Below are 24,129 nucleotides of genomic sequence, written 5' to 3' on the forward strand. Positions count from 1 at the left end.
GTGCGCTCAGTCGTGCGCGACGACGGCGACAGGGGCGGTGGCGTGGTGCAGCACCGCGTGCGTGACGGGCCCGATGTGGGCACCGAACGGGCTGCGGCGGATCCGGCGGCCGACGACGACCAGGGATGCCTCGCGGGAGGCGCCGATGACGCGGTCGGCGGGGCTGCCGGGGCGGGACTCCTCGACGACCTCGACGTCCGGGTACTTCTCCCGCCAGGGGCGCAGAACCTTGGCCAGGGCGGCGGCCTCCTGCCGGCCCAGTTCGGCGTTGAGTTCGAGGTCTACGGGCAGGCCGTAGGCGTAGTACGGCGGCAGGATCCAGCCGTGCACGGCCTTCAGTACGGTGCCCCGGCGGGCGGCCTCCTCGAAGGCGAAAGCGATCACCGCGTCATGGGGATGCCCGGTGTCGAGGCCGAGCACCACGGGCCGGTACGCGGTGGCGGCGGACGGGATGCCCGCCGGATCCGCCTCGTGCTCGTCGGCGGCCTGCTCCCCGGCCCGTACCAGGACCACGGGGGTGTCGGTGTGCGCGATCACGGACATGCCGACAGAACCGACGAGGAATCCCCCGATGCCGCTCAGCCCGCGCGAGCCGAGGACCAGCAGCTCGGTGCCCTTCGCCGCCTGCCCCTCCTGCGTCAGTACGTCCACCGGCCTGCCGGGAATCTGCTCCACGTCCACGTGCACGCCGGGGTGGCGCAGGCGCAGTCCCTCAGCCGCCTCGCGCGGAATCCGCTCCTTCCAGTGCTGCTGTGTCCCGGCACCCGGGAGCGGGGCCTGCGCGACGGGTTCCGGGACGGGCTCCCAGACGTGCACCAGCCGCAGCGGCAGGCCGCGCAGCTTCGCCTCTCGGGCCGCCCACTCGGCGGCGGCACGGCTCTCGGACGAGCCGTCGAGGCCCACGGTGACGGTGCGGGACATGGCGTCCACCTCCTGAATCGGGGTTCCGGCCACAGCCTGGTGGCGGGACAGCGGCACGGTGCAGAGACCGCAGGTCCCCGGTAGGGGACCGATAGGCCCCAACCGGGAACGGCCGAAAGGAACGGCGGCGTCCGGACGCCCCCGACTCCGGTCGGCGCAAAATGCGTTGTCTGCCGCTGCCCGGCCCTTGGACCGGCGAGCGGTACCGGCCGGCTGTGCCGGCAGACGGTCTGCCACGGGACATCCGGCATCTCACGGCAGACCAGGGTCCCGGCTGTCCCCCAGATCCTTCGGCCAAAGGAGGATCACGTCCCAGAGCTCGGTCGGCGGTACTCCGCGGTGGCACCGTTCGACGCCCGGACTCGGTGCGCTGCCCTGCTGTCGGCACTCGTGGCTCGCGCGACCGGCGGCAGGCCGGCCACCCCGCAGTGGCGCCGCGACCAGTTTGCCCGCCCGGGCTCGTTCCCCTCGGCGCGACGCTTTCGGGGGCCCGGCGGTCGCGTCGGGCACTCCCCCGGAGAGGACCGCGGCGGACAGGGCCGACAGGAGGTCGCCCCGGTGCCGTGCGGCCCCGCGGCGAAGTGCGTTGCGGGGCCGATGTACCCGAACCGATGGGGCCGTTCGGCCCCTCTTCGCCCAGCGCCGCGCAACAGCCCCGAAACGCGGTCCGGTGCCTGCTACACACCAGGCAAGCGGAGCACAGCGCCGTGCGCTGGCCGGCTCGATCGCCGGATTCGCGACCGCCCTGCTCGACGATCCGGACACCCGCCCGGACATCTGACCAGCATCCTGGCCCATCCCACGGCCCTCGGTGCCACTCGTCCGGTGCTGGTCCTGCACGCCGACCGCTCCCCCGCAGAGCACGCCCTGCGCACCGAGACGCGCGAGCTGGCCGGGCGACTGCCGGGCTCCCGCGCGGTCTTCTGGTACGAGCGCCCCGGCCCGGAGGAACCCGATGCCCGCGAGGGCCTGATGAACCTCGACGGCATCGAACCGGCCGAGAACGCCACGGTGTTCCCGTGCGGCCCGCTGCCGTTCAGGCGGGATGTCCGCGCCCGGCTGCTGCGCGCCGGGGTTCCGCGCAGCAGCAATCGACTGGTTCGCCGACGCGCTTCCCGGCGAGCCGGTGGTGCTCTGCACCCAGACCGCCAACGACCGCGCGATGCGCCTCGCGGCGAAGCTGGGGTTCACCGAGGTGGAGCGGTTCGAGGAGTACGGCGCCGAGCAGTGGTTCGGCGTGCGGTACCCGGTCACGCCTCCCGGCCGAGCAGCGGCGCGGCCTCACGGGGTGGGCGCCCAATAGGTGTCGCGAGCGAGTGGCAGGTCGACCTGCACGCGGCGCCGGCCGGGCCCTCGACGCTCGCTGGTGGAGGTCCGGTTGCCGGCGGCGGCCTCGATCACCAAGGCGTTGCGAAGACCTGGACCGCGTAGTCACCGGACACGGCTACGCCTGTGTCCTTGTAGTTGCAGTTCAGCATGTCCTTCTTGTGGTCGGGGCTGTTCAGCCAGCCTTCGACGTGGGCCTTCGACGAGGCGTAGCCGGGGCCGGAGACGTTCTCGGCCAGGCTGCGCCAATTGGTGTAGCCGGCCTTCTCGATCCGCTGCGTCGCGCTCGATCCGTCGGACCCGGTGTGACCGGTCAGGTTGTTCTTGGCCATGTCGTCCGCATGGGCCTTGGCGGCCGCGGTGAGCTGTGCGTTCTCCTGGAGGGCCGGGCAACCGGCCTTCTCACGCTCCGCGTTGACCAACTGCAGGATCTCGCCCGCAGAGCTCTGCTGGACGACGCCGGGGCGAGCGAGCTGTGAGGCGCCTGACGGTGTCGCCGCACCGGCGCCGACTGCGCCGGTGAGCACCAGCAGAGGGGCCGCACATGCGGCAGCGCAGATGCGGCGTACTCGGTTGGTCTTCGTTCGCACGGCCTTCCCTTTCGTCGGGGGCGGTCGGTGTGGTGCCCGACTGCCAGGCGTCGTCCGTCAGCGATATTCCGGCGATATCCCGGACCCGGAGACGCTCGCGCGCCGTGAATTCGCATGGGCGGACGCGCGCGACGCACCGACACGGAATGTGTTCCGATCCACTTCGGGGCCGAGCGTGCCGAGTCCCGGCGCATGGCCTGCGTTCTGCGGGACCCGCGGCATACCCCCGCGCCACTTCAGGCGGTGGCGACGAGATCGTGTGCGGCCTCTTTCGTCACCCAGGTGAGGGGTAGGACGACGCCTGCTCTTATGGCTCCACAGTAATCCCCATGGCGCAGGGCCACGAATTGGGAATCCTCGGCCGGCCTCCGTGACCGGTGTGCCGGTCCGGTCCTGCGGTCCGCTGCCCACGCCGCCCACGAGAAAGTGACGCAGAATCAGGTGGTCGCATCACCATCGCGGAATGTGGGCGGGAGCGTCGGCCGGGCGGCCGGGAACAGCGCAGTGCCTCCTTCACCCGCCGGGAACGGGCCGAGAAGGAGGCACTTTTGTGAGTGGGCCGGCCGGCGGGCCGGCAGCTCAGGCGTTGGGGCGCTTGCCGTGGTTCGCTTTTCTCTTCTTCCGGGCGCGTCGCTTGTTGCCTCGCTTGGACATGGTCGGCATCTCCTTCGATCGGGTCCATTCAAGTTCATTCGGGTTCAACCGGGCGTTCCACGCATCGCCAGTCTAGATTCGGCCCCTCGTGGCCGCATCAGAGGCGAGGGCACGGCGGGCAAGTCCGTCAGGCCGAGGCTCGTTTGCGTGGGGCGGCCTTCTTCGTCGTTGATTTGCCTGTGGATTCGGCCGTGGTCTTGGCCGTCGTGGTCTTCTTCGCCGCGGCCTTCTTCGTCGTGGACTTCTTGGCTTCGGCTGCCTTCTTCGCCGTCCGGGACGTGGACTTCCTCGCGCTGGTGGATTTCGGGGACGCCGCCGCTTTCCCGGTCGCCTGTTTGCGTGCGGGCAGCGGGGTGACCTCCGCGGGTTCCTCACCGCGGGACTGTCTGGCCGCCGAGACGCTCTTCTCCAGGGCGGCCATGAGGTCGATGACGCGGCCGGTCGCGGCGGGCGGGGCCTCCACCTCGGGGGTGACGCCCTCGGCCTTCGCGGCGATGAGGGACTCGAGGGCTTCGCGGTAGTCGTCGTGGAGGGTGTCGATGCCGACTTCCCCCAGGGTGTCCATGAGGGCTTCGGCCAGGTCGAGTTCGGCGTCGCGGACGGTGACGGAGGTGTCGGGGGCGACTCCTTCGGGGGCACGGATCTCGTCGGGCCACAGAAGGCCGTGCATGGCGATGACCTCGTCGACGACGCGGAGCATGCCCAGGCGCTCCCGGCCGCGCAGGGCGAACTTGGCGATGGCGACCTTGCGGCTGCGTTTCAGGGCCTCCCTCAGCAGGGTGTAGGGCTTGGCGGCCGGCACGCCGTTGGCTGCGAGGTAGTAGGCGGTGTCGATCTGGAGGGGGTCGATGCTGTCCGCGGGGACGAAGGCGACGATCTCGACGGTCTTGGCCGTGGGCAGCGGGAGCTGCTGGAGGTCCTCGTCGGTGATCGGGATCAGGGAGCCGTCGGCGTCCTCGTAGGCCTTGGTGATCTCGTCGGCGGGGACCTCCTCGCCGTCGAGTTCGCAGACCTTGCGGTACCGGATGCGGCCGCTGTCCTTCGCGTGGACCTGGCGGAACGAGATCGAGTGGCTCTCCGTCGCGTTCACCAGCTTGATCGGGATGGACACCAGCCCGAAAGCGATCGCCCCGTTCCAGATGGATCGCACGGTTTGCCCCTTTCGCCCGGTTTCATGGGATTCTCATCGTATGACGCCGATCACGGAGGTGGAGGGGCGGCGACTGGCGCTCAGCAACCTGGACAAGGTGCTGTATCCGGCGACCGGAACCACCAAGGGCGAGGTGCTGCACTACTACGCGACGACCGCGGACGCGCTGCTGCCGCACTTGAGGAACCGGGCCGTGTCGTTCCTGCGCTATCCGGACGGTCCGGAGGGGCAGCTGTTCTTCACCAAGAACCCGCCGCCGGGCACGCCCGCATGGGTGAGGACGGCGCCGGTGCGGAGGTCGGAGGACCCCGGGGCGCGACAGGTGGTGATCGATGACCTGCCGTCGCTGGTGTGGGCCGCCAACCTGGTCGTGGAGTTCCACACCCACCAGTGGCAGGCCGACTCTCCCGCCGTCGCCGACCGCATGGTCTTCGACCTCGATCCGGGCCCGCCCGCCACCGTCGTGCAGTGCTGCGAGGTGGCGTGCCGGCTGCGGGAGCGGCTGGAGGCCGACGGCTTCGAGGTGTTCGCGAAGACGTCGGGCTCGAAGGGACTGCATCTGCTGGTGCCGGTGGAGCCCACCCCGTCGGAGCGGGTGTCCGCGTACGCGAAGGGCCTGGCCGTGGAGATGCAGAAGGCCCTTCCGGACCTGGCGCTGCACCGCATGACCCGCGCGCTGCGTCCGGGCAAGGTCTTCGTCGACCACAGCCAGAACGCGGCGATGAAGACGACGGCCACGCCGTACACCCTGCGCGCCAGGCAGAAGCCGGCCGTGTCCGCGCCGGTGACCTGGGACGAGGTGGAGGGCTGCCGGGATCCCGCCGAGCTGGTGTTCCTGGCCGGGGACGTCGCGGAGCGCCTCGCGCGGCACGGGGAGCTGCTGGAGCCACTGACCGACCCCGCGCGCGGCAGGCCGCTGCCGTGACCCCGCCCCGGCCGCCGCTGCGGCCTCCGCTCCGCGTGGCGCTCGCCGAGTCGGTCGCCGAACTGCCGCCGGGTGACGACTGGGCGTACGAGCCGAAGTTCGACGGGCACCGCGTCGTGGTCTTCCGGGATGCGGAGGGCGTGACGCTGCAGGCACGGTCGGGGCGGCTGGTGTCGAAGGCGTTCCCTGACCTGGTGGCGGCGGCGGAGGCGCTGCCCCCGGGTACGGTGCTGGACGGCGAGATCGTGGTGTGGACGGAGGGGCGTACGGACTTCGCCGCGGTCCAGCGCCGCGCCGCGGCCACCGCGTCCCGCGCGCCGAGCCTGGCGCGGCGGCTGCCCGCTTCGTACGCGGCGTTCGATCTGCTGGCCGACGAGGGCGAGGATCTGCGCGGGCAGTCCTACGCGCAGCGGCGCGCGCGGCTCGTGGAGCTGGTCTCACCGCTCGGCCCGCCGATCCAGCCGGTTCCGATGACCACGGACCGGGAGCAGGCGCTCGTCTGGTTCGACGCGCTGCCCGCCACCGGTGTCGAGGGGCTCGTGATGAAGCGCGTCGGCCAGCCGTACCGGGGCGGTGTGCGGGCCTGGCGGAAGCTGCGGCACACGCAGTCGCGGGACGCGGTGGTCGTCGGCTACACGGGCGGGGTCCTTCGGCCGGCCGCGCTGGTGCTGGTGGTGGCGGGCGACGACGACACCCCCGTGGTGTCGAGTCCGCTGGGCCCTTCCCTTCGCGGGCCGGTGGGGGCCGCGCTCGCGCGGGTTCCCGCGGAGGGCGAGGGAACGGCCACGGCTCACGGACTCGGCGAGATCACCTATCGACGGGTGGCGCCGGAGCTGGTGGTCGAGGTGGGACAGCAGACGACGCGGCATGCGTTCGTGACGGTTCTCCGGCTTCGCGACGATCTTCAGTAATCAAGTTTGACTACATGGAATGCGCGGGATACATTCCCTGTCCCCGCACGTAGTCAAGTTTGACTAACAGAGGGCGATCGTGCCGACCGCAACGACCAGGAGGCCTCGTGACCGTACTGCCCGACACCGGATTCACCCCCAGCGCCGAGGACCGGGCGAGCCTCGACGCCTGGTTCGCCGAGTACGACGCCGCCGGCGCCCGTCGCGAGGTCGAGCGGATGGCCGACATGGCGGTCTTCCCGCTCAATCTGGTCAGCGACGACTCCTCCGGCGACGGCCGTACGGCCCAGTGGGACCGGAAACAGTTCATCGAGACGATGACCCAGGTGATGGGCGAAGGAGGCGAGGAGATCTCCTTCGAGTCGACCCGTACGCCGGTGTTCCTCAGCCCCGCGATGGCGGTGGTGTTCACGGACTCCGTCATGACCGCGGGCGGTGAGTCGCGGCGGCTGCACTACGCCGACGTGCTCGTGCGGCGGGGCGGGACCTGGGCGTTCCAGACCATGATCCAGGCCGGTTGGGGCGACTCCCTCTGACGCCTCACCCTGATGCCTCACCCTGATGCCTCACCCTGATGCCTCACCCTGATGCCTCACCCTGATGCCTCACCCTGATGCCTCACCCTGATGCCTCACCCTCCCCTTTTCCGTCCCCCGCGCCCGTCCGTCGTCCGACCCACCCGCCGCCCGGCGTCCAGGTCCCCCGGCCCCCAGGTCCGCCGTCCCGGACGGCCGGTACGCCTACCGCTGCGGAAGCCAGGTCCTGCGGTCCCGCGCCCTCGCGTACAAGGCCTCGACGTCCTCGGGCCGGAGCACACCGCCGAGCCGCCACAGGACGTCCGCGACCCCGCCGCCGCGCAGTACGCGGACGTCCTTCGGCGGTTCGCCGGGGCAGGAAACCCGGGACGTGCCGTCCAGGGCGAGTACCGGCATGACGCCGACGCCCAGGACGTGACCGGTCAGCGCGGCGATCCCGCGGACCCAGCGGAGTTCGGGAACCGGCCGGCCCCGGCCGGTGACGACCATCGGGTCGGCGATCCGTACGCGCCGCGCGCCGGTCGGCAGGGTACGTACGGCCACGACGCCCCCGGGGCCGATCAACAGGTGGTCGACACGCAGGCCGGTGGGAAGGCCGCCGAAGGACACGTCCAGCGGTCCGCCGACCAGGTCACGCGGCAGTCGGGGCGGCCATTCGCGTGGCCGGACCCCCGACGGGTCACCAGCCGTGGCACCCGGCCTGTCGTCGCCCGTACCGCGCGACCGGTCGCCGGCCGTTGCGCCCGCCCCGTTCTCCGGCAGGGTCCGCCGCGAACCCCCGCTGACGAGTCGGGCCGCTCGTACGCCACCCGGGCCCGCGGAGTACCCGAGCGGCAGCGGAAGCGGTACGGAATGCAGCACCCGCCAGCCGCCCGACTCCAGGCGCTCCAGTTCCCCGCCGATCGACTGCTGCGCGGCGAGCGCCGCACGCCGCGGGTCGCCCCGGTGCCCGAGCCCGAGCCCGAGCCCGTGCAGCGGACCCGCCGGGAAGCGTTCGAGTGCGACGAGAAGCGCCTCGCCCGGCCGGTTGGGGGCGAGGTCGTCGTCGGGATGGAGGGACAGCCGACGGAGTTCGGCCGCGTCCGGTACCGGGGGCGGGCCCACGGTGATCTCGCCGGTGACGAAGGGGGCGAGGGCTTCGAGGACCGCCTCGCGCAGTTCCGGGTAGAGCAGGCTCATCCGCCGGGTGTGCCGGTCGTACCACGCGACGTTCAGTCCGTCCTCGGGCCGGCTGACGTACAGCCGCTGCCGCGCACCCGGGCCCCGCAGCCGTACGGGTGTGACCCGAAGTCCCGGCATGGCCGTGTCACCCACTTCCGTCCATGGCAGCCATGGGACCAGCACAGCACCCGGAGGGGCAACCGTCCGGCTAACGTGGACGACGTACCCGAAGGGGGTGGCGTGTGCGGACGCACGACAAGAGTCGGGACGTGCCGACGCCCGACAGCTCGTGGGACGAGATCGTCCCCGGACTGTGGATGGGCGGCCACGAACGTGCCGGTACGGCGGGAGCACCGGAACGGGTCGTCGTACGGGAGGAGTTCGACCTGGTCGTGAGCCTGCTGCGGCGGCCCGGCCACGGCCCCTCCCCCGGTGTCGAGCACCATGTGCTGGAGATCCCCGACGCACGTCTCACCGGCACGGCCCTGGGAGAGGTGATGGCCCTGGCGGAGACCACGAGCAGTTCGCTCCGGCTGGGGCGCCGGGTCCTCGTACGGTGCCATCACGGATACAACCGGTCGGGGCTGGTGGTCGCGCAGACCCTGATGCTCGGAGGACGCCCGGCCGACGAGGCGATCCGGCTGATCCGGCGGAGGAGGTCGCCGTGGGCACTGCACAACCGGACGTTCGTGGACTACCTCAGGGCCGGGCTGGAAGCGGCGCGGCTCATGGAGGGCCAGGCGGACTGAGCGCCGAGCGGCTGAGGCACCGAGCGGCTGAGGCACCGAGCGGCTGACGGGTTCACCGGCCAACGGACTCACAGGCTCACGGAACCGCAGGCTCACGGAACCGCAGGCTTACGGAATCACCGGCTTACGGAGTCACCGGCTTGCGGACTCTGCGGCCGACCGGCTCACGGCGCCGGAGTCACCGGCTCGGCTCGGGGTCGCGGGCTCAAGGGGGCACCGAACCCCGGCCCGCGGGTCGGACCACCCGCCGGCCCCGAGGACATCCCAGGACGTGTCCGCCCGGACCGCACCAAGCCCCAGCCCGCCTCGCCGGACCGCGTCCGACCCGCCGGGTGTCGTCGGCGGCTCCGGACGGGCCGGAGGACGGTGGCTCCCATAAGGTTTGCGGAGCGCTCGATCGTCCGGAGGAATGCCTTGGGCCCGCTCCACCCCGCTGTGCTGCCGTGCGCGGTCACGGCCGGTGCCGTCGTGCTCGCCGTCGTGCTGCTGTCCGGCTGCGACGAACCGGGCGGGCTGCGCAGCGCGGGCGCGACGGCCGCGGCCGTGGGTCCGGTGCAGCTGTGGCCCGATCTTCCACGCCCCACGGCGACACCGTACGGGTACGGGGAGACGGACACCGTGCGCGTACCGGGCATCAAGGTTCCCGACGAGAACGTCCACAAGGTGGACCCCGTCGCCGTCGTACGGGCCGAGGCGGAGGCCCAGCCGGCCGACACCGACGCGCCCGACGCGCTGTACCCGGAAACCGTGCGGCAGTTCCGCACCTGCGCCGACGACCCGAAGTCCTGTCCGGTGATGACGCCGTACTACCGGGACCTCACCGGCGACGGGCGGGACGAGCTGATCGTCGCCGTCAGGATGCCGGAGCAGCAGATCGCCGTCCGGGTCTACATGCCGCAGAAGGGCCGGCTGACGCGCATCATGTCCACGTCCGACCAGGTGGTGAAGGCCGAGCTGGCGGGCCGGGACCTGATCCTGCGGTCGGTGTCGGCCGGGATCCCCGGGTACGAGTACCGGACCGCCTGGTCCTGGGACGAACGGCAGCGCGCGATGCTGGCGACGGTGGACGAGATCCTGCGGCCGAACCCGGGGGCGACGCATGCGACGCACGGCACGTCCTCCTCGCCCGCCCCGTCACCGAGCGCGTCGCCGAGCGGCCGATGAGACCCCGCCGCCCGGCCTGGACCGCGACCCTCACCTGGAAGGCCGCGGTCTTCATCACGGTCATGTGCTGTGCCCTCGCGGCGCTGCTGGGCGCGCTCGTACACGTCTCGGTGACCCGGCAGACCGTGGGCGAGGCGCGCAAGAAGGCCCTCGACCGGCTCACCGAGGTCACCCGGGCCTACGAGGACGGTGAGCCGCTCCCGCGCGGCGGCGGCATCGATCCGCCCGGGCTGCCGGCCGGGCTGCGCACCCTCGCGCTGAGCGGCCGCCGCGGCACGGTCGTCGCCGACCAGAACGGGCGGCCGACGATGTGGGCGGCGGGACCGGCCGACGGGCGGGCGATCACCGCCGCGGTGGACTACAGCCAGAGCGTCACCACGATCACCCGCCTGGACCGGGCCATCGTCGGGTCGTCGGTGCTGGCGATCGGCGCCACGCTGCTCGTCGGCTCGTTCGCGGTCACCCGGGTCACCCGGCGGCTCCATCAGACCGCCCAGGTGGCGCGGCGGATCAGTCAGGGCGACCTCGACGCGCGCGTCGACGACCCGCTGCGAAAGAAGCGTTCCCGGCCGCGGGACGAGGTCGCGATCGTGGCCGGGGCACTCGACACGATGGCCTCGACCCTTCAGGGCAAGCTGCTGAGCGAGCAGCGGTTCACCGCGGACGTGGCGCACGAGCTGCGCACTCCGCTGACCGGGCTGCACGCCGCGGCCGAACTGCTGCCGCCCGGGCGTCCGGCCGAGATGGTCCGGGACCGGGTGCGGGCCATGCGGGCACTGACCGAGGACCTGCTGGAGATCTCCCGGCTGGACACGGGGAGCGAGCAGGTCGAGCTGGAGGTGCGGCCGCTGGCGCCGCTCGCCGGGCGCGTGGTGCGCGGAGCGACGGCGGACACGGAGCTCGTCGTCGTGCGGGACGCCTGTGTGGAGACCGACGCGCGGCGTCTGGAGCGGGTGCTCGGCAATCTGATCACCAACGCCCATACGCACGGTGAGGCGCCGGTGATGGTGACGGTGGACGGGCCGGTGGTGACCGTACGGGACCACGGGGCCGGGTTTCCCCGCTACCTGCTGGACCACGGGCCGCAGCGCTTCCGTACGGACGGCGGCAAGGGCCACGGCCTCGGGCTGACGATCGCAGTGGGCCAGACGGCGGCGATCGGGGCGGACCTGGTCTTCTCCAACGCCCCGGACGGCGGGGCGGTGGCCCGGCTGACCCTGCCGGAGTACGTGGGCTTCTCCGACGATCCGTCGGCGACGGGGCCTGCGGCGGACCCCTGCGCACAGTCCCGCACCGATGCCTGGCGCGGACCCCTGGCGCAGGTGTCTGGGCCGTGGCCCTGCGCGGACCCTTGACGTGGACACCCTGCGCGTAGCCTGCACGACCTCCGGCGCCGAACCCTGAGCCGGCACCGGCACGGTACCGATCCCCCAGGGCGCGCTGCGCCCGCCTGAACCCTGGCCGCCCGGCCCGCCGCCTGGCTGCCCGGCCGCCCACCTGCCACCGGACGGCGACACCGCCGGGACGCGTACCAGCACAGACCCGGCATATCCGGAGGCAACCACCCACTCCTTGATACGTTTGCCCGATATGAGCCCCACGCCGCCGGACGCACCCCTGCCCCCGCGCGGTGTGGTGCCGCCCAGGCGGCGCGGGGTCGAACTCGCGCTGCTCGTGGGGGCGGTGCTGATCGCGGTGTACGGGTACATCGGCGTCGGGCTGGCGCACGACGGCGCCCTTCCGCCGGGTGCCGCCGGGTACGGGGCGGGGCTCGGGGTGCTGGCGCTGCTCGCGCACCTGGCCGTACGCCTGCGCGCACCCTACGCCGATCCGCTGCTGCTGCCGATCGCCGTGCTGCTCAACGGGCTCGGGCTGGTCCTGATCTACCGGCTGGACCTGGAGACTCCGCGTCTTGAGGCCGCCCCCGCCCAGTTGGTCTGGTCGACGGTCGGCGTGGGCCTGTTCACCGTGGTGGTGCTGCTGTTGCGGGACCACCGGCTGCTCCAGGGGTACGCGTACCTGGCCATGACCGCGGCCCTGCTGCTGATGACCGTGCCGATCTTCTTCCCCGCCGTCAACGGGGCGAGGATCTGGATCCGGTTCGGCGGATTCTCGTTCCAGCCGGGCGAGTTCGCGAAGATCCTGCTGGCCGTGTTCTTCGCCGCGTACCTCGCAGCGAACCGCAACGCGCTCGCGTACACGGGCCGTCGGATCTGGCGGCTCCAGTCGCCGACCGGGCGGGTACTCGGGCCCATCGTCGCGATCTGGCTGCTGAGCGTGGGCGTGCTGGTGCTGGAACGGGACCTCGGGACCTCCCTGCTCTTCTTCGGACTGTTCGTGATCATGCTGTACGTGGCGACCGGCCGGACCGGCTGGATCGCGGTCGGACTGCTGCTCGCGGCGGCGGGCGCGGCGGCGGTCGGTGCCCTGGAACCGCATGTGCACGGGCGGGTGGAGGACTGGACGGACCCGTTCGCCGGGATCGCGGAGGGGCGGGGGGCGGGACAGCTCGCCCAGTCGTTGTTCTCCTTCGCGGCGGGCGGGGTGACGGGGACCGGTCTGGGGCGCGGCCACTCGATCCTGATCGGGTTCGCCGCGAAGTCCGACTTCATCCTGGCCACGGCGGGCGAGGAGCTGGGGCTGTCGGGACTGTCTGCGGTGTTCCTGCTGTACGCGCTGCTGGTGGCGCGGGGCTACCGGGCGGGGCTGGCGCTGCGCGACCCGTTCGGGAGACTGCTGGCGATCGGCCTCGCGTCGATCCTGGCGTTGCAGGTGTTCGTCATCGCGGGCGGGGTGACCGGGCTGATCCCGCTGACCGGCATGGCGATGCCGTTCCTGGCGCAGGGCGGTTCGTCGGTGGTGACGAACTGGATCATCGTGGCGCTGCTGATCCGGCTCAGCGACTCGGCCCGCCGGCCGGAGCCGGCCGCCGGCCATGACGCGTTCGAGCCCGTCGCCGAGGGCGTGCGGTGACCCGCTACATCCGGCGGGCGGCCGCACTGCTGCTGGTGCTGCTCGTGGCGCTGCTGGCGAACGCGGCGCGGGTGCAGCTGCTCCAGGCCGGGTCGCTCGATGCGAACCCCGCCAACCGCCGTGCCACGATCGCCCGTTACGCACAGCCGCGCGGTGCCATCATCGTCGACGGGCGGCCGGTCACCGCCTCCAAGGACACCCGGCAGCCGCTGCGTTACGAGCGGACGTACCGCGACGGCCCGCTGTACGCACCGGTCACGGGGCACGCCTCCCAGGTGTACGGCACGTCGTTCCTGGAGAACGCCGAAGACGCGCTGCTGGCCGGTACGGACCCCCGGCTGGTGCCGTTCCCGTCGTGGGACGGCCTGGCCCGCGGCCGGCAGCCCGGCGGCCGGGTCGTCACCACGATCAGGGATGCCGTGCAGCGGGCCGCGTACACGGGCCTCAAGGGCAGGCGCGGCGCCGTGGTCGCCCTGGAACCGGCCACGGGCCGGATCCTGGCGCTGGTGAGCAGCCCGTCGTACGACCCCGGGCGGCTGTCGGGGAACGACCGGTCGGTGGCCGAGGCGTGGACGGAACTGACCTCGTCGACCGCACAGCCGATGCTCAACCGTGCTGTCAGGGAGACGTATCCGCCCGGATCGACGTTCAAGATCGTGACGGCGGCCGCGGCGCTGGACGCCGGGCTCGTGCGGGACGTGGACGAACCGACCGACACCCCGGCGCCGTACATGCTGCCGGGCACCAGGACCAGGCTGCCCGACGGGGCGAGGGGCTGCCGGAAGGCCTCGCTGGCGGACGCGATCCGGGTGTCGTGCAACACCGTGATGGCCCACCTCGGGGTACGGGTCGGCCGGCCGGGGATGGTGCGGGCGGCGCAGCGGTTCGGCTTCAACGACACGGCCCTGCGCATCCCCTACGGCGTCGCGAAGTCCAACTTCGACACCGATATGAGCGCCGACCAGCTGGCGCTCTCCTCCATCGGCCAGTTCGACACACGGGCCACCCCGCTGCAGATGGCGATGGTCGCGTCGGCGGTCGCCAACCACGGGGAGCTGAGGCGCCCGTATCTCGTGGACCGGATCACGCAGGCGGACGGCGACACGGTCACCCACAACGGGCCGCGCCCGTACCGGATGGCGATGGGTCCGGCGACGGCACTGCGGCTCCAGCGGATGATGACGGACGTGGTGGAGCACGGTACGGGCGGCAACGCGGCGATCCGCGGGGTGCAGGTCGGCGGCAAGACCGGGACCGCGCAGCACGGGTTCCGCAACAAGGGCACGCCCTATGCCTGGTTCATCTCGTGGGCACGCCCCGCGGGTGCCCCCACGGCCACGGTGGCGGTGGCGGTGGTCGTGGAGGACGCGGCCGCGCAGCGTGCGGACATCAGCGGCGGGGGCAAGGCGGCGCCGATCGCCAAGGCGGTGATGGAGGCGGCTCTGGCGGTGGACGGCGGGGGCCGGGCCGGAGCCCGGACGACGCTGCCGGCCCGCCCGTCGGCGCCGGTGCGCCCCACTCTGCCATGGCGCCCCTCGCCGCCTGCCCGCCCCACCCTGCCCGGACGCCCCTCGCTCCCGGTGCGCCCTGCGCTTCCTCCACGGCCCTCCCCTCCGCTCCGGCCCTCGCTCCCTGCACGGCCCTCTCCTCCTGTACGGCCGTCGCTTCCTGCTTTCGCACCCGGGACCCGGGAGGCCCCAGGAGCCCGTAAGTCGCCCGGAGTCCATGAGCCACCCGGAGCCGGCGCCCCGGCCCGCACCCGGAACCCGAGCGGCACCCGTTCCCCAGGCGCCCCGGCCGACACCCGCACCCCCACCGAAATCCCGAACGCCCCCCGCGCTCGACCGCCCACCCGCACACGGCACACGCCCGCTGCCCGCGCCCCGGCCCGCACCCGGAGCTCACCGGCCATCACCACCCAAGCCCCGGCCGGAACCCGGGAGTGAGCCTTGCCGGGCACCCGCCGATGCCCGGACGGCGGCGGCAAAGTCCCTGGTGTGCGGCGCCCCGGCGGGCGGGGGAAGCTGGTGTCCATGAATATTGCGGAGGTACGGGACGGGGCGGGTGCCCTCGAGTCGGTGTCGGCGGCGCTCGGTCGTATCGAGCAGCTCGACGGGGAGCTGTGCGCGTTCATCGAGGTGTGGCGGGAGGAAGCCCTGGACCGGGCGCGGGAGATCGACCGGCGGGTGCGGGCCGGTGAGCGGCTGCCGCTGGCGGGGATGCCGATCGCGGTGAAAGGGCCGAGCGGGATCCGGTCGTTCGCCGCGCGAAGACTGATGGCCGCGGGATGCGTGCCGGTAGGTTCGACGGCGGTGCCGGGCCCGGAGCTGGAGTGGCAGACGTGGGGGCGCGGCGCGCACGGCCGCACCGTCAATCCGTACCGGGCGGACCGTACCCCCGGAGGGTCGTCGGCGGGCTCGGCCGTCGCCGTGGCGTCCGGCATGGTGCCGCTGGCGACGGGCAGTGACGGTGCCGGTTCGGTGCGGATACCCGCCGCCTGGTGCGGGGTGCTCGGGCTGAAGACGACGAACGGGCTGCTGCCCTCCCCGGACCGGACGGGGCTGGCCAGCGCGGGGGTGCTGGCGCGCGGGGCGGCGGAGGCGGTGGCGTATCTGCGGTGCGTGGTGGGCCGGGAACCGGAGGCAGTGGCGGGCCCGCTGCCCGCGGTGTGGTCCGCCGATCTCGGCTTCGCGCAGTGCGACCCCGAGGTCGAGACGGTCGCGCGGGCCGCGGCGGAACGCTGGGCGGAGGCGGGCCTCGTACGGTTCGGGGAGCCGGCGGATCCGTTCGCCCTGCTCGATCCCCGCGACGCGTGGTGCGCGGTGCGCAGCGGTGACGCGGAGCGGGCGGAGGACACGCGCGCCGAGAACGACCGCCGGCTCGCGGCCCTGTTCGCGGGCACGGCTCTGCTGCTCACCCCGGCCACCCCGAACCGGCCGCACGGCCACGAGGGCCCGGGTGACTGCTATTCGACGGCACTCACCTGGGCGTTCAATCTCAGCGGGCATCCGGCACTTTCGGTGCCCGCGGGATTCACCGCCGACGGTTGCCCGGTGGGCCTCCAGGTGGTCGCACCGCACCGCACCGAACCCCTGCTGCTGACCCTCGCACAAAAAATCGAGACCAGCGGAGCGGGCCGGGCTATCGTGCGCCCATGACCGCTCACGAACTCGCCCAGGTGAATATCGCCCGGCTCAAGCACCCCTTGGATTCCGATGAGTTGAAGCCCTTCGTCGACGCACTGGACCCGGTCAACGCGGACGCCGAGCATGCGGACGGCTTCGTGTGGCGCCTGACGAGCTCGTACGGGGTCGACGCGAAGGACCTCCGGGTGTTCGGCGACGAGTGGATGATGGTCAACATGTCGGTGTGGCGTGACGCCGATGCGCTCAGCGCCTTCATGTACCAGGGCCGGCACCGCGACATGCTGGCCCGCCGCTATGAGTTCTTCGAACGGCTGGACGAGGTCATGACGACCATGTGGTGGGTCCCGGCCGGCCACCGCCCGACCCTGGAGGAGGCGGAGCGGCGCCTCCTCCACGTACGCGAACACGGCCCGACGCCCTATGCGTTCACGTTCCGCACGACGTTCCCGGCGGAGCCGGCCGGACCGGTGGCACCGACGGGTCGCGTGGCTCCCGTCTGCCCGACGCCTCCGGCTACCTGACGGCCGTCAGGTAGATGTCGAGGGTGTCCGTCCGCAGGACTTCCCGCAGGACCTTCCCCGCGGCCCTCCGCGATGGCGGCGTCGACCTCCGCGACCCGTGCGGCCTCCTCCGCCGCGAAGCGGTCGCGGTCGAGCTGTTCGGCGATCTCCTCGTCCTGGGTCATCAGGAGGTCGAGGTCGGAGTCGCCGAGGTCGAAGACACCCATGGCGAGATAGGCCTTCTGGAGACGTTCGCCCCACAGGCCGATGTCCTTGACGCAGGGGACGATGCGGCTGAACAGCAGCTTGCGGAAGAGGTGCAGGAACTCCGACTGTTCCGAGAACTCCTCGGCCTCCTTCCTGGAGATGCCGAAGTTCTCCAGGACCTCCGTGCCGCGCAGCCGGTCGCGCATGAGGTGGCAGCCCTCGATGACGAACTCCTCCCGCTCGCGGAGTTCGGCGTCGGTGAGCTGCCGGTAGTAGTCCCGCAGCGCCATGCGTCCGAACGCCACGTGGCGGGCCTCGTCCTGCATGACGTAGGCCAGGATCTGTTTGGGCAGCGGTTTGTCGGTGGTGTCGCGGATCATCCCGAACGCGGCGAGCGCCAGGCCCTCGATGAGCACCTGCATGCCGAGGTAGGGCATGTCCCAGCGGGAGTCGCGCAGGGTGTCGCCGAGCAGCGTCCGGAGGTTGTCGTTGATCGGATAGAGCATGCCGATCTTGTCGTGCAGGAAGCGGGTGTAGATCTCGGCGTGACGGGCCTCGTCCATCACCTGGGTGGCGGAGTAGAACTTCGCGTCGAGGTCCGGCACGGACTCCACGATGCGGGCGGCGCACACCATCGCGCCCTGTTCACCGTGCAGGAACTGGCTGAACTGCCAGGAGGTGTAGTGCCTGCGCAGCTCGCCCTTGTCCTTCTCCGTCATCTTGGCCCAGTGGCGGGTGCCGTGGAGACTCAGGGCCTCGTCGGGGGTGCCGAGCGGGTCGTACGGGTCGACTTCCAGGTCCCAGTCGATCCGGGTGGCGCCGTCCCACTGCTTGTCCTTGCCCTTCCGGTAGAGGGCGAGGAGGCGTTCGCGCCCGTCGTCGTACTCCCAGCTGAAGCGGGCGGAGCCGGAGGCGGGTACCTGCCAGTGGGGCTCGGCCACGGGATTGGCGTACAGCTCGTGCGTCGGCATACTGCGCAGGCTCACACGTAGTAGACGCCGGGTCAACAAGTCGTAAACAGGGGATTGACGCTCTTACTGACAGGCAGTCTCATAAGAGTAAGCGAGATGTCCGGCGAGCGACATGAGGTGTCTTCAGCATGACGACCGAGATCGAACGAGGCATCCTCCGGGACGCACTCGGCCCGCTCCGGGACCGCGAGCAGGTCGCCGAGCGGCTGCTCGAGTCCTCCGCCAAGCACTCCTTCGACCCGGACCGGGAACTGGACTGGGACGCGCCGTTCGAGGAGGGCAAGTGGTTCTGGCCGCCGGAGCTGGTCTCGCTGTACGACACCCCGCTGTGGCGGCGGATGTCCGAGGAACAACGGATGGAACTGGCCCGCCACGAGGCCGCGTCGCTCGCCTCGCTCGGCATCTGGTTCGAGATCATCCTCATGCAGCTGCTCGTCCGGCACATCTACGACAAACCGGTCACCAGCAACCACGTCCGGTACGCGCTGACCGAGATCGCCGACGAGTGCCGGCACTCCATGATGTTCGCCCGGCTGATCCGGAGGGGCGGCACCCCCGCCTACCAGGTGCCCCGGGTCTACCACAATCTCGCACGGGTCCTGAAGACGGTCTCCACCACTCCCGGCTCCTTCGCGGCCACGCTGCTCGGCGAGGAGATCCTCGACTGGATGCAGCGGCTGACGTTCCCGGACGAGCGGGTCCAGAACCTGGTGCGCGGGGTGACCCGCATCCACGTCGTGGAGGAGGCCCGGCACGTGCGGTACGCCCGCGAGGAGCTGCGCCGCCAGATGGTCACCTGCCCCCGCTGGGAAGCCGAGTTGACCCGTATCAGCTGCGGCGAGGCGGCGCGGGTCTTCTCCGCCTGCTTCGTGAGCCCCGACGTCTACACGAACGTCGGCCTCGACCGCCGGGAGGCGGTCGCCCAGGTCAGGGCCAGCGGCCACCGCCGCGAGGTCATGCAGACCGGCGCGAAGCGGCTCACCGACTTCCTCGACGACATCGGCGTCCTCCAGGGAGTCGGGCGCCGGCTGTGGAAGAGCTCGGGGCTGCTGGCCTGACACCGTGAACGGCCGGACCCGACGCGTGGCGATGGGGTTACGCTGCGGAGCATGACCCCGACGCCGCCGGCCGACACCCGCGCCTACCGCAGGCTCAGCGTCGAGGAGCGGCGTGTGCAGCTGCTCGGCGCCGCCCTCACGCTGTTCGCGCAACGAGCACCGGAGGACGTGTCGCTGGACGACGTCGCCGAGGCGGCCGGGGTCTCCCGGCCCCTGGTGTACCGCTACTTCCCCGGCGGCAAGCAGCAGCTGTACGAGGCGGCGCTCCGCTCCGCCGCGGACGAGCTGGAGCTGTGCTTCGCCGAACCGCAGTCCGGGCCGCTGACCCTGCGTCTCGCCCGTGCCCTGGACCGGTACCTGGAGTTCGTGGACCAGCACGACACCGGGTTCAGCGCGCTGCTCCAGGGCGGCAGTGTCGCCGACACCTCCCGGACCACCGCGATCGTCGACGAGGTGCGGCGGGCCGGTGCCGAGCAGATCCTCGTCCACCTGGAGGTGCCCGATCCGGGCCCGCGGCTGCGGCTCATGGTCAGGACCTGGATCGCGGCGGTCGAGGCCGCGTCGCTGATCTGGCTCGACGAGGACAAGCAGCCGCCGCGCGACGAGCTCCGCGACTGGCTCGTCGACCATCTGGTCGCGCTGCTCACCGCGACCGCGGCGACGGATCCGCAGGCCGCGGAGATCCTGCGGGCGGCGCTCGGCACGGAACAGCCCGACGGGGCCGCCGCGCGGCTCGCCCGCCGGGTGCTGGGCGTGGTCGGCGAGGCGGAACGCCTCCTGTGAGACTGGAGGGGTGAGAAGCGAGAACACGCCGTTCGTCGGCGGCCCCCTGGACGGCCGCACCCTGCAGGTCCTGGTCGGGCCCACCGGCCAGCCGCCGCGCTGGTACGAGGTCCCCGTCCCCGACGATGCCGGAGGTCCGCCGACCGTGCACACCTACGAACGCGTCCCGGCCGGGCACACCAGACGACTGGGGCTCCCGCGCGGCTGGAAATACGTGTACGTGCCGGAGGGGCGGGAGCGGCGCAAGTGGCCTTGGTCCAAGTGAGAGGCGGGGGCCGGGTGGACCGAGGAAGACGCAAAGGGCCGTGGACCGGTTAGGACGCGAGGGGCCGTGGACCGGGTAAGGGCCCGCCGCAAACGGTCCGAGGTCCCGCAGGCGCGCCGGTGGACGTGCCGCCGTCAGCGGTACGGATGACCGGGCCGGCCCGCCGCGCCCCGCAACCTCCACGCCGGCCACACCCCATGGTGTGAGCATCACGTCCGGGGTCCGGGGAGGTCGGCATCCCCGCCGCCGAGGTGAAGAGGTGTCAGGAGCGTTTCCGCTGCGCGGGGGCCCTCCCGCCGTGGAACCCGTGTACGTACCCCCGGCCCCGTGGAATCCGGCGGCCCTCGGCGTGCACGCTGCTGACGAGACTTCAGGGGCTCCACCTGCAGCGGCCCCCGGGCGGGCCCACAAGCCTCCGTGTTCCCTCGGCCGAGGGCGGGCCGCTTTTCGGCCACGCGTCCGGAACGGCCGCCGCACTCCCCCTCGGGGTCCCAGGCGGATCACGCTCCCGCCGACGCGCGGTGAGTCACCGGGAGTCCTCGGCGGTCGTGTCCTGCGGCCGCCCCGACGGCGTCAGAGGCGCCGGAGTCCGTCCAGCACCCGTTCGAGCAGGGCGCGGTCCGGTGCGTCCTGGGCGTGTCCGGTGGTGAGGAACGGATTCGGTGCGGCCGGGTCGCCGAGCAACACCCTGACGACCCGCGGGCGGCCACCGGACAGGGAGTAGGGGCGCACACGCGCCGGGCGGCGCAGGACGACGCCCCGTACGGGGAGGGCGGGGACGGCCGCGCTCATCGGGTGCGCTCCAGCGACCGGCGCAGTTCGCTGCGGAGTTCGGGCGTGAGGACATGGCCGGCCCGGCCGACGAACAGCGCCATGTGGTAGGCCACCACCCCCATGTCGCAGTCCGCCGCGGCATGCACGCCGAGCAGGGAGCCGTCACTGATCGACATGACGAAGACATTGCCCTGGTCCATGGCGACCAGGGTGTGCTTGACGGCTCCCCCGTCGATCAGTGCGGCCGCGCCCATGGTGAGGCTGGCGATCCCGGACACGACCGCGGCGAGATCGGCACTCGATCCACGGGGTCCCTTGGGGCGTGGGGCATTGGCTGCTGCGGCGCGCTGCTCCGGGTCGGAGGACAGCAGCAGCAGCCCGTCCGACGAGACGACGGCAACGGACAGCAGCCCTGACACCTCCTCCACCAGGCTCTTCAACAGCCAGTGCAGGTTTCGTGCTTCGCTGCTCAGTCCATATGTGCCCGTCGCGGTCAACTACGTGCCTCCTCGACTGTCTCCCCCGATCCGTCCATGTCCGCGGGACGGTCCGTCCCGCCGTGCCCGGCGCTGTCGACGTGTGCGGCGATCTCCGCCTCGGCGTCGCGCCGTCCTTCGTTCGCGCCCTGGTGGAAGCCGCCGAGCCGGCGGCGCAGTTCCTCCAGGTCGTGGCCGCCCGTGCGCTCGTGCGCGGCGGACATCTGGTGGGGGATACGAGCGGTTCCACTGCCGGTTTCCGTTTCCTCGGGCAGTGCCGTGTCCGGGTCCCCGGCCGGAACCCCCTCCCGGCCCGTCACCGGCTCCGGCGTCCCCTCGGGCTCCGGTGCCGGCTGCGGCAGACGCATGGTGAACGTCGGCTCGTCGACCTCCGGCTCCGCGGCGGTCCGGGCGTCCTCGCCGTCCACGATGCGCTCGTGTGCCTCGGGCCCGATGGCGTAGGGACCGGCGACGGCCGCCGCGATCCGCTCGTCCGGCGCGGGGGCCTCCGGCTCGTCGTCCTGCCCGCCGTCGTATCCGTCCTCCGGCGTGGCTGCCGCGTCGTGGGACGCGGCGGTGGCTGCCGCGTCGGCCGGCTCACCGTGCTCGGTCACGGACACGGCCTCGTCGCGAACCCCGGCCTCGACCCCGGCTTCGGCCTCGAACTCGGCTTCCGCTTCGGCAGCAGCTTCGCCTTCAAACGCACTCTCGTCAGCAGCGGCCTCGGCCACCTCGGCGCGCATGCCCGGCTCGGTGGCCTCCGTCACCGCTTCGCCCGCGGTCACGGCCTCGTTCACGGCCTGGGAGGCCCCCGGGGCCTCGGACGTGCTGGGCATGATCGCCTCGGGCAGGACGACGACCGCGGCCATACCGCCCTGCTTCAGCTCCCTCAGCTCGATCCGGACACCCAGCCGCTGGGCGAGCAGCGCGGCCACATGGAGGCCGAGTCCGCCGCCCTCGACGTTCGCGCGGTCCCCCGGGTCGTACGAGGAGGGTTCGGCGAGCCGGGCGTTCAGCTCGGCACGGCGTGCGCCGGACATACCGGTGCCCTCGTCCTGCACGGTGAGAACGACCCCGCCGTCGTCCGTGAGCCGGCCGGAGAGCCGCACCTTGGTGTCCACCGGGGAGAAGGAGGTGGCGTTCTCCAGGAGTTCGGCGACCAGGTGGCTGAGGTCGTCCGCGGCGAAGCCGGCGACCTGGGCGTGTGCCGGGAGGGCCTGGATGTCGACGCGCTCGTAGGGCTCGATCTCGCTGACGGCGGCGCGCAGCACGTCCTCCAGCGGGATCGGTCCCGCCGTCTGGTGGCCGTGCTCGGTGCCGGCGAGGACCAGTACGTTCTCGCTGTGGCGGCGGATGACCGTGGCCATGTGGTCGAGCTTGAAGAGGGTGGAGAGCTGCTGAGGGTCCTGCTCGCGGCTCTCCAGCCCCTCGATGATCCCGAGCTGCCGTTCGACCAGGCCGAGGTTGCGCAGGGCGAGGTTGACGAAGGTGTGCTGGACGGACCTGCGCAGCCGCTCCACCTCGTCGGTGAGCGCGGTGGTGCGCTCGCGGAGTTCGGCGCGCTCGGTGGCGACCTTCTCGCGGGCCTCGATCAGCCGGCCGCGCTCGGCGGTCAGCTTGCCGGTCTGCTCGCCGGCCTCGGCCAGCTTGCCGTGCAGTGTGTTGAGGGACCTGACGACCTGCGCGAACTCGTCGTTGCGGCCGGTGAACCGGATCGGCTCCTCGGTCTCCGGGGCGGACGAGCCGGCGAGCCGGGCGGCGCCGATCCGCAGCACGGCGAGGGGCCGGGTGAGGGTGCGGGCGACGGCCGTGGAGACACCGATCGCGAAGAGGAAGCAGACCCCGACGAATCCGACGCGGATCTCCAGGGCGGTGACGTCGTCGTCCCGCAGGGCTTCGAGCCGCGCGACCTGTGCGGTGGCGAGGGAGGACTCGACCCCCCGCATGCGGTCGATACGGGCGGAGAGTGCCGCCTCGGTCTTATCGCGGTCGGTGCGCCGTTCCTCCTTGGAGAGTTCCGGCTGGTCGGTGAGTCGTCCGAGGGTGCGCTCGGCGGCGGTGACCTCGGGTCCCGAGACGGTGGTCGCGAGGGATTCGCGGGCGGCGCTGCCGGCGGCCTGGTCGAAGTCGGCGAGCGCGGCCAGTTCGCGGACCCGGGCCTGCTGGGCGGCGGCGCTGAGCGCGTTGCGCTCGCGGGCGGTGTCGCTGTCCTCGTCCTCCTTGCGGACGCCGGTGACCGGGTCGAAGGTGCCGCCGGTCTCCTCACGCGGCACGGCGAGGGCGGCGAGCAGCAGACCGCGGGTGGCCGAGGCCTGTTCGACGGCACGGCCGAGAGTGGCGGGCGCGCGCGTCGCCTCGGCGGCCCGGGCGGGCGTCTTCTCGGCGATCTCGTCGGCGACGCCCTGGAGCTTGGAGATGACGTCGGTGTACGCCTTGTGCGCTTCGAGGGCGCTGCCCTTGCCGGTGAGCGCGGTGCGGCGCACGGAGGGCACGGTGGCGAGGTCGCGGCCGAGGGCGGCGGGGGCGGCGGAGCGGATCTCGTCGATCTGACGGTCGACGCGGGCGCTGCGCTCGTCGGAGAGGCCCTTGGAGGCCTCGTCCCGGCCGGCCGCTACGTAGGAGGTGACCTGGTCCCGTTCGTCGGCGAGCGACTGGGCGAGGGTGACCGCCTGCTGGTTGAGCTGCGCGAGGGTGACCAGGCGCTGGGACTCGGTCAGGTCGGCGGAGGCGGCGACGACGGCCGGGGCTCCCGTGCCGAGGACGACGAGGCCGACCACGGCCACCGAGACGACCAGCCTACGGCGCACCCGTACCGGGCGCCCGTTTGCCGTACCGTCTTTGCCCCGAGGCGACTTCTTCTGCACCGGTGCTCGCAATCTTGACTCGCTT

General features: G+C 72.4%; 20 protein-coding genes and 3 pseudogenes. 14 read left to right on the forward strand and 9 right to left on the reverse strand.

The window, feature by feature from the left end; all coding sequences use genetic code 11:
- Window positions 1–6: 6 nt before the first annotated feature.
- Window positions 7–921, reverse strand: a complete 915-nt coding sequence (locus ACZ4Z5_RS01110) for a universal stress protein (protein ID WP_468254753.1) — start codon at window positions 919–921, stop codon at window positions 7–9.
- 1,081 nt (window positions 922–2,002) lie between these two features.
- Between ACZ4Z5_RS01110 and ACZ4Z5_RS01115 the strand changes: the two are divergent.
- A pseudogene (locus tag ACZ4Z5_RS01115) lies at window positions 2,003–2,224 on the forward strand (hypothetical protein); the annotation flags it as partial.
- A gap of 94 nt (window positions 2,225–2,318) precedes the next feature.
- Here the strand turns inward: ACZ4Z5_RS01115 and ACZ4Z5_RS01120 are convergent.
- From ACZ4Z5_RS01120 to ku, 3 genes are all read right to left on the reverse strand, one after another.
- On the reverse strand, window positions 2,319–2,837 hold the full coding sequence (locus tag ACZ4Z5_RS01120; protein ID WP_468254757.1) for a CAP domain-containing protein: 519 nt from the start codon (window positions 2,835–2,837) through the stop codon (window positions 2,319–2,321).
- 579 nt (window positions 2,838–3,416) lie between these two features.
- Window positions 3,417–3,491: a 50S ribosomal protein bL37 gene (locus ACZ4Z5_RS01125; protein ID WP_106430099.1), complete on the reverse strand. Its 75-nt coding sequence runs from the start codon at window positions 3,489–3,491 to the stop codon at window positions 3,417–3,419.
- Between the two features lie 127 nt (window positions 3,492–3,618).
- A complete protein-coding gene (gene ku, locus ACZ4Z5_RS01130) occupies window positions 3,619–4,641 on the reverse strand; it encodes a non-homologous end joining protein Ku (protein WP_468254760.1) in 1,023 nt (340 codons plus the stop codon).
- 40 nt (window positions 4,642–4,681) lie between these two features.
- On the opposite strand from ku, the gene ligD reads away from it, so the two are divergent.
- The 3 genes from ligD to ACZ4Z5_RS01145 all read left to right on the forward strand — a co-directional run bounded on the left by ligD (window position 4,682) and on the right by ACZ4Z5_RS01145 (window position 7,013).
- Window positions 4,682–5,566 (forward strand): non-homologous end-joining DNA ligase, encoded by an 885-nt coding sequence (ligD, locus tag ACZ4Z5_RS01135; RefSeq protein ID WP_468254763.1) that lies wholly within the window; start codon window positions 4,682–4,684, stop codon window positions 5,564–5,566.
- On the forward strand, window positions 5,563–6,477 hold the full coding sequence (locus tag ACZ4Z5_RS01140; RefSeq protein ID WP_468254765.1) for an ATP-dependent DNA ligase: 915 nt from the start codon (window positions 5,563–5,565) through the stop codon (window positions 6,475–6,477). The genes ligD and ACZ4Z5_RS01140 overlap by 4 nt, the downstream gene beginning before the upstream one ends.
- A 107-nt stretch (window positions 6,478–6,584) precedes the next feature.
- Window positions 6,585–7,013, forward strand: a complete 429-nt coding sequence (locus ACZ4Z5_RS01145) for a nuclear transport factor 2 family protein (RefSeq protein ID WP_468254768.1) — start codon at window positions 6,585–6,587, stop codon at window positions 7,011–7,013.
- An 837-nt stretch (window positions 7,014–7,850) separates the two neighbouring features.
- On the opposite strand, the pseudogene ACZ4Z5_RS01150 reads toward ACZ4Z5_RS01145, so the two are convergent.
- A pseudogene (locus ACZ4Z5_RS01150) lies at window positions 7,851–8,312 on the reverse strand (NERD domain-containing protein); the annotation flags it as partial.
- 104 nt (window positions 8,313–8,416) lie between these two features.
- Here ACZ4Z5_RS01150 and ACZ4Z5_RS01155 point away from each other — a divergent pair.
- From ACZ4Z5_RS01155 to ACZ4Z5_RS01185, 7 genes and pseudogenes are all read left to right on the forward strand, one after another.
- Complete coding sequence (locus tag ACZ4Z5_RS01155; RefSeq protein ID WP_468254770.1) at window positions 8,417–8,923, forward strand: protein-tyrosine phosphatase family protein; 507 nt, start codon at window positions 8,417–8,419, stop codon at window positions 8,921–8,923.
- Window positions 8,924–9,337: 414 nt separating this feature from the next.
- Window positions 9,338–10,087: a hypothetical protein gene (locus ACZ4Z5_RS01160; RefSeq protein WP_468254772.1), complete on the forward strand. Its 750-nt coding sequence runs from the start codon at window positions 9,338–9,340 to the stop codon at window positions 10,085–10,087.
- Window positions 10,084–11,442: an ATP-binding protein gene (locus ACZ4Z5_RS01165; RefSeq protein ID WP_468254775.1), complete on the forward strand. Its 1,359-nt coding sequence runs from the start codon at window positions 10,084–10,086 to the stop codon at window positions 11,440–11,442. Before ACZ4Z5_RS01160 ends, ACZ4Z5_RS01165 begins: the two co-directional genes overlap by 4 nt.
- A 235-nt stretch (window positions 11,443–11,677) precedes the next feature.
- Complete coding sequence (locus ACZ4Z5_RS01170; RefSeq protein ID WP_468254777.1) at window positions 11,678–13,060, forward strand: FtsW/RodA/SpoVE family cell cycle protein; 1,383 nt, start codon at window positions 11,678–11,680, stop codon at window positions 13,058–13,060.
- Window positions 13,057–14,511 (forward strand): annotated as a pseudogene (locus ACZ4Z5_RS01175) (penicillin-binding transpeptidase domain-containing protein); the annotation flags it as partial. The gene ACZ4Z5_RS01170 and the pseudogene ACZ4Z5_RS01175, both read left to right, overlap by 4 nt.
- Before the next feature lie 582 nt (window positions 14,512–15,093).
- Complete coding sequence (locus tag ACZ4Z5_RS01180; protein ID WP_468254780.1) at window positions 15,094–16,218, forward strand: amidase; 1,125 nt, start codon at window positions 15,094–15,096, stop codon at window positions 16,216–16,218.
- On the forward strand, window positions 16,215–16,727 hold the full coding sequence (locus tag ACZ4Z5_RS01185; RefSeq protein WP_468254783.1) for a DUF3291 domain-containing protein: 513 nt from the start codon (window positions 16,215–16,217) through the stop codon (window positions 16,725–16,727). Before ACZ4Z5_RS01180 ends, ACZ4Z5_RS01185 begins: the two co-directional genes overlap by 4 nt.
- Here ACZ4Z5_RS01185 and ACZ4Z5_RS01190 read toward each other — a convergent pair.
- Entirely contained in the window at window positions 16,625–17,884 is a 1,260-nt protein-coding gene (locus ACZ4Z5_RS01190) for a ferritin-like domain-containing protein (protein WP_468254786.1), read from the reverse strand. The two genes, ACZ4Z5_RS01185 and ACZ4Z5_RS01190, sit on opposite strands and share 103 nt — an antisense overlap.
- Before the next feature lie 128 nt (window positions 17,885–18,012).
- On the opposite strand from ACZ4Z5_RS01190, the gene ACZ4Z5_RS01195 reads away from it, so the two are divergent.
- The 3 genes from ACZ4Z5_RS01195 to ACZ4Z5_RS01205 are packed head-to-tail and all read left to right on the forward strand — an operon-like array spanning window position 18,013 to window position 19,990.
- Window positions 18,013–18,942: an AurF N-oxygenase family protein gene (locus ACZ4Z5_RS01195; protein WP_468254788.1), complete on the forward strand. Its 930-nt coding sequence runs from the start codon at window positions 18,013–18,015 to the stop codon at window positions 18,940–18,942.
- A 51-nt stretch (window positions 18,943–18,993) separates the two neighbouring features.
- A complete protein-coding gene (locus ACZ4Z5_RS01200; RefSeq protein ID WP_468254790.1) occupies window positions 18,994–19,725 on the forward strand; it encodes a TetR/AcrR family transcriptional regulator in 732 nt (243 codons plus the stop codon).
- Between the two features lie 10 nt (window positions 19,726–19,735).
- Window positions 19,736–19,990, forward strand: coding sequence for a hypothetical protein (locus tag ACZ4Z5_RS01205; RefSeq protein ID WP_468254793.1), 255 nt, complete (start codon window positions 19,736–19,738; stop codon window positions 19,988–19,990).
- 573 nt (window positions 19,991–20,563) lie between these two features.
- On the opposite strand, the gene ACZ4Z5_RS01210 is transcribed toward ACZ4Z5_RS01205, so the two are convergent.
- Genes ACZ4Z5_RS01210 through ACZ4Z5_RS01220 form a run of 3 tightly spaced genes read right to left on the reverse strand, consistent with a single transcriptional unit; the run spans window position 20,564 to window position 24,104 of the window.
- Complete coding sequence (locus tag ACZ4Z5_RS01210) at window positions 20,564–20,782, reverse strand: hypothetical protein (protein ID WP_468254795.1); 219 nt, start codon at window positions 20,780–20,782, stop codon at window positions 20,564–20,566.
- Window positions 20,779–21,261 carry a roadblock/LC7 domain-containing protein gene (locus ACZ4Z5_RS01215; protein WP_468254798.1) on the reverse strand — a complete coding sequence of 161 codons (483 nt, stop codon included), beginning with the start codon at window positions 21,259–21,261 and terminating at the stop codon, window positions 20,779–20,781. The genes ACZ4Z5_RS01210 and ACZ4Z5_RS01215 overlap by 4 nt, the downstream gene beginning before the upstream one ends.
- Window positions 21,258–24,104 (reverse strand): sensor histidine kinase, encoded by a 2,847-nt coding sequence (locus ACZ4Z5_RS01220; RefSeq protein WP_468254800.1) that lies wholly within the window; start codon window positions 24,102–24,104, stop codon window positions 21,258–21,260. Before ACZ4Z5_RS01220 ends, ACZ4Z5_RS01215 begins: the two co-directional genes overlap by 4 nt.
- Window positions 24,105–24,129 lie beyond the last annotated feature (25 nt).

The organism is Streptomyces sp. NPDC030222, assembly GCF_055573115.1.

Bases quoted from the DNA above. Each gene is read 5' to 3' on its own strand.
- ligD (WP_468254763.1), top strand. From the start codon at position 4,682: ATGACGCCGATCACGGAGGTGGAGGGGCGGCGACTGGCGCTCAGCAAC.
- ACZ4Z5_RS01185 (WP_468254783.1), top strand. From the start codon at position 16,215: ATGACCGCTCACGAACTCGCCCAGGTGAATATCGCCCGGCTCAAGCAC.
- ACZ4Z5_RS01170 (WP_468254777.1), top strand. From the start codon at position 11,678: ATGAGCCCCACGCCGCCGGACGCACCCCTGCCCCCGCGCGGTGTGGTG.
- ACZ4Z5_RS01210 (WP_468254795.1), bottom strand. From the start codon at position 20,782: ATGAGCGCGGCCGTCCCCGCCCTCCCCGTACGGGGCGTCGTCCTGCGC.
- ACZ4Z5_RS01165 (WP_468254775.1), top strand. From the start codon at position 10,084: ATGAGACCCCGCCGCCCGGCCTGGACCGCGACCCTCACCTGGAAGGCC.
- ACZ4Z5_RS01190 (WP_468254786.1), bottom strand. From the start codon at position 17,884: ATGCCGACGCACGAGCTGTACGCCAATCCCGTGGCCGAGCCCCACTGG.
- ACZ4Z5_RS01195 (WP_468254788.1), top strand. From the start codon at position 18,013: ATGACGACCGAGATCGAACGAGGCATCCTCCGGGACGCACTCGGCCCG.
- ACZ4Z5_RS01180 (WP_468254780.1), top strand. From the start codon at position 15,094: ATGAATATTGCGGAGGTACGGGACGGGGCGGGTGCCCTCGAGTCGGTG.
- ACZ4Z5_RS01110 (WP_468254753.1), bottom strand. From the start codon at position 921: ATGTCCCGCACCGTCACCGTGGGCCTCGACGGCTCGTCCGAGAGCCGT.
- ACZ4Z5_RS01200 (WP_468254790.1), top strand. From the start codon at position 18,994: ATGACCCCGACGCCGCCGGCCGACACCCGCGCCTACCGCAGGCTCAGC.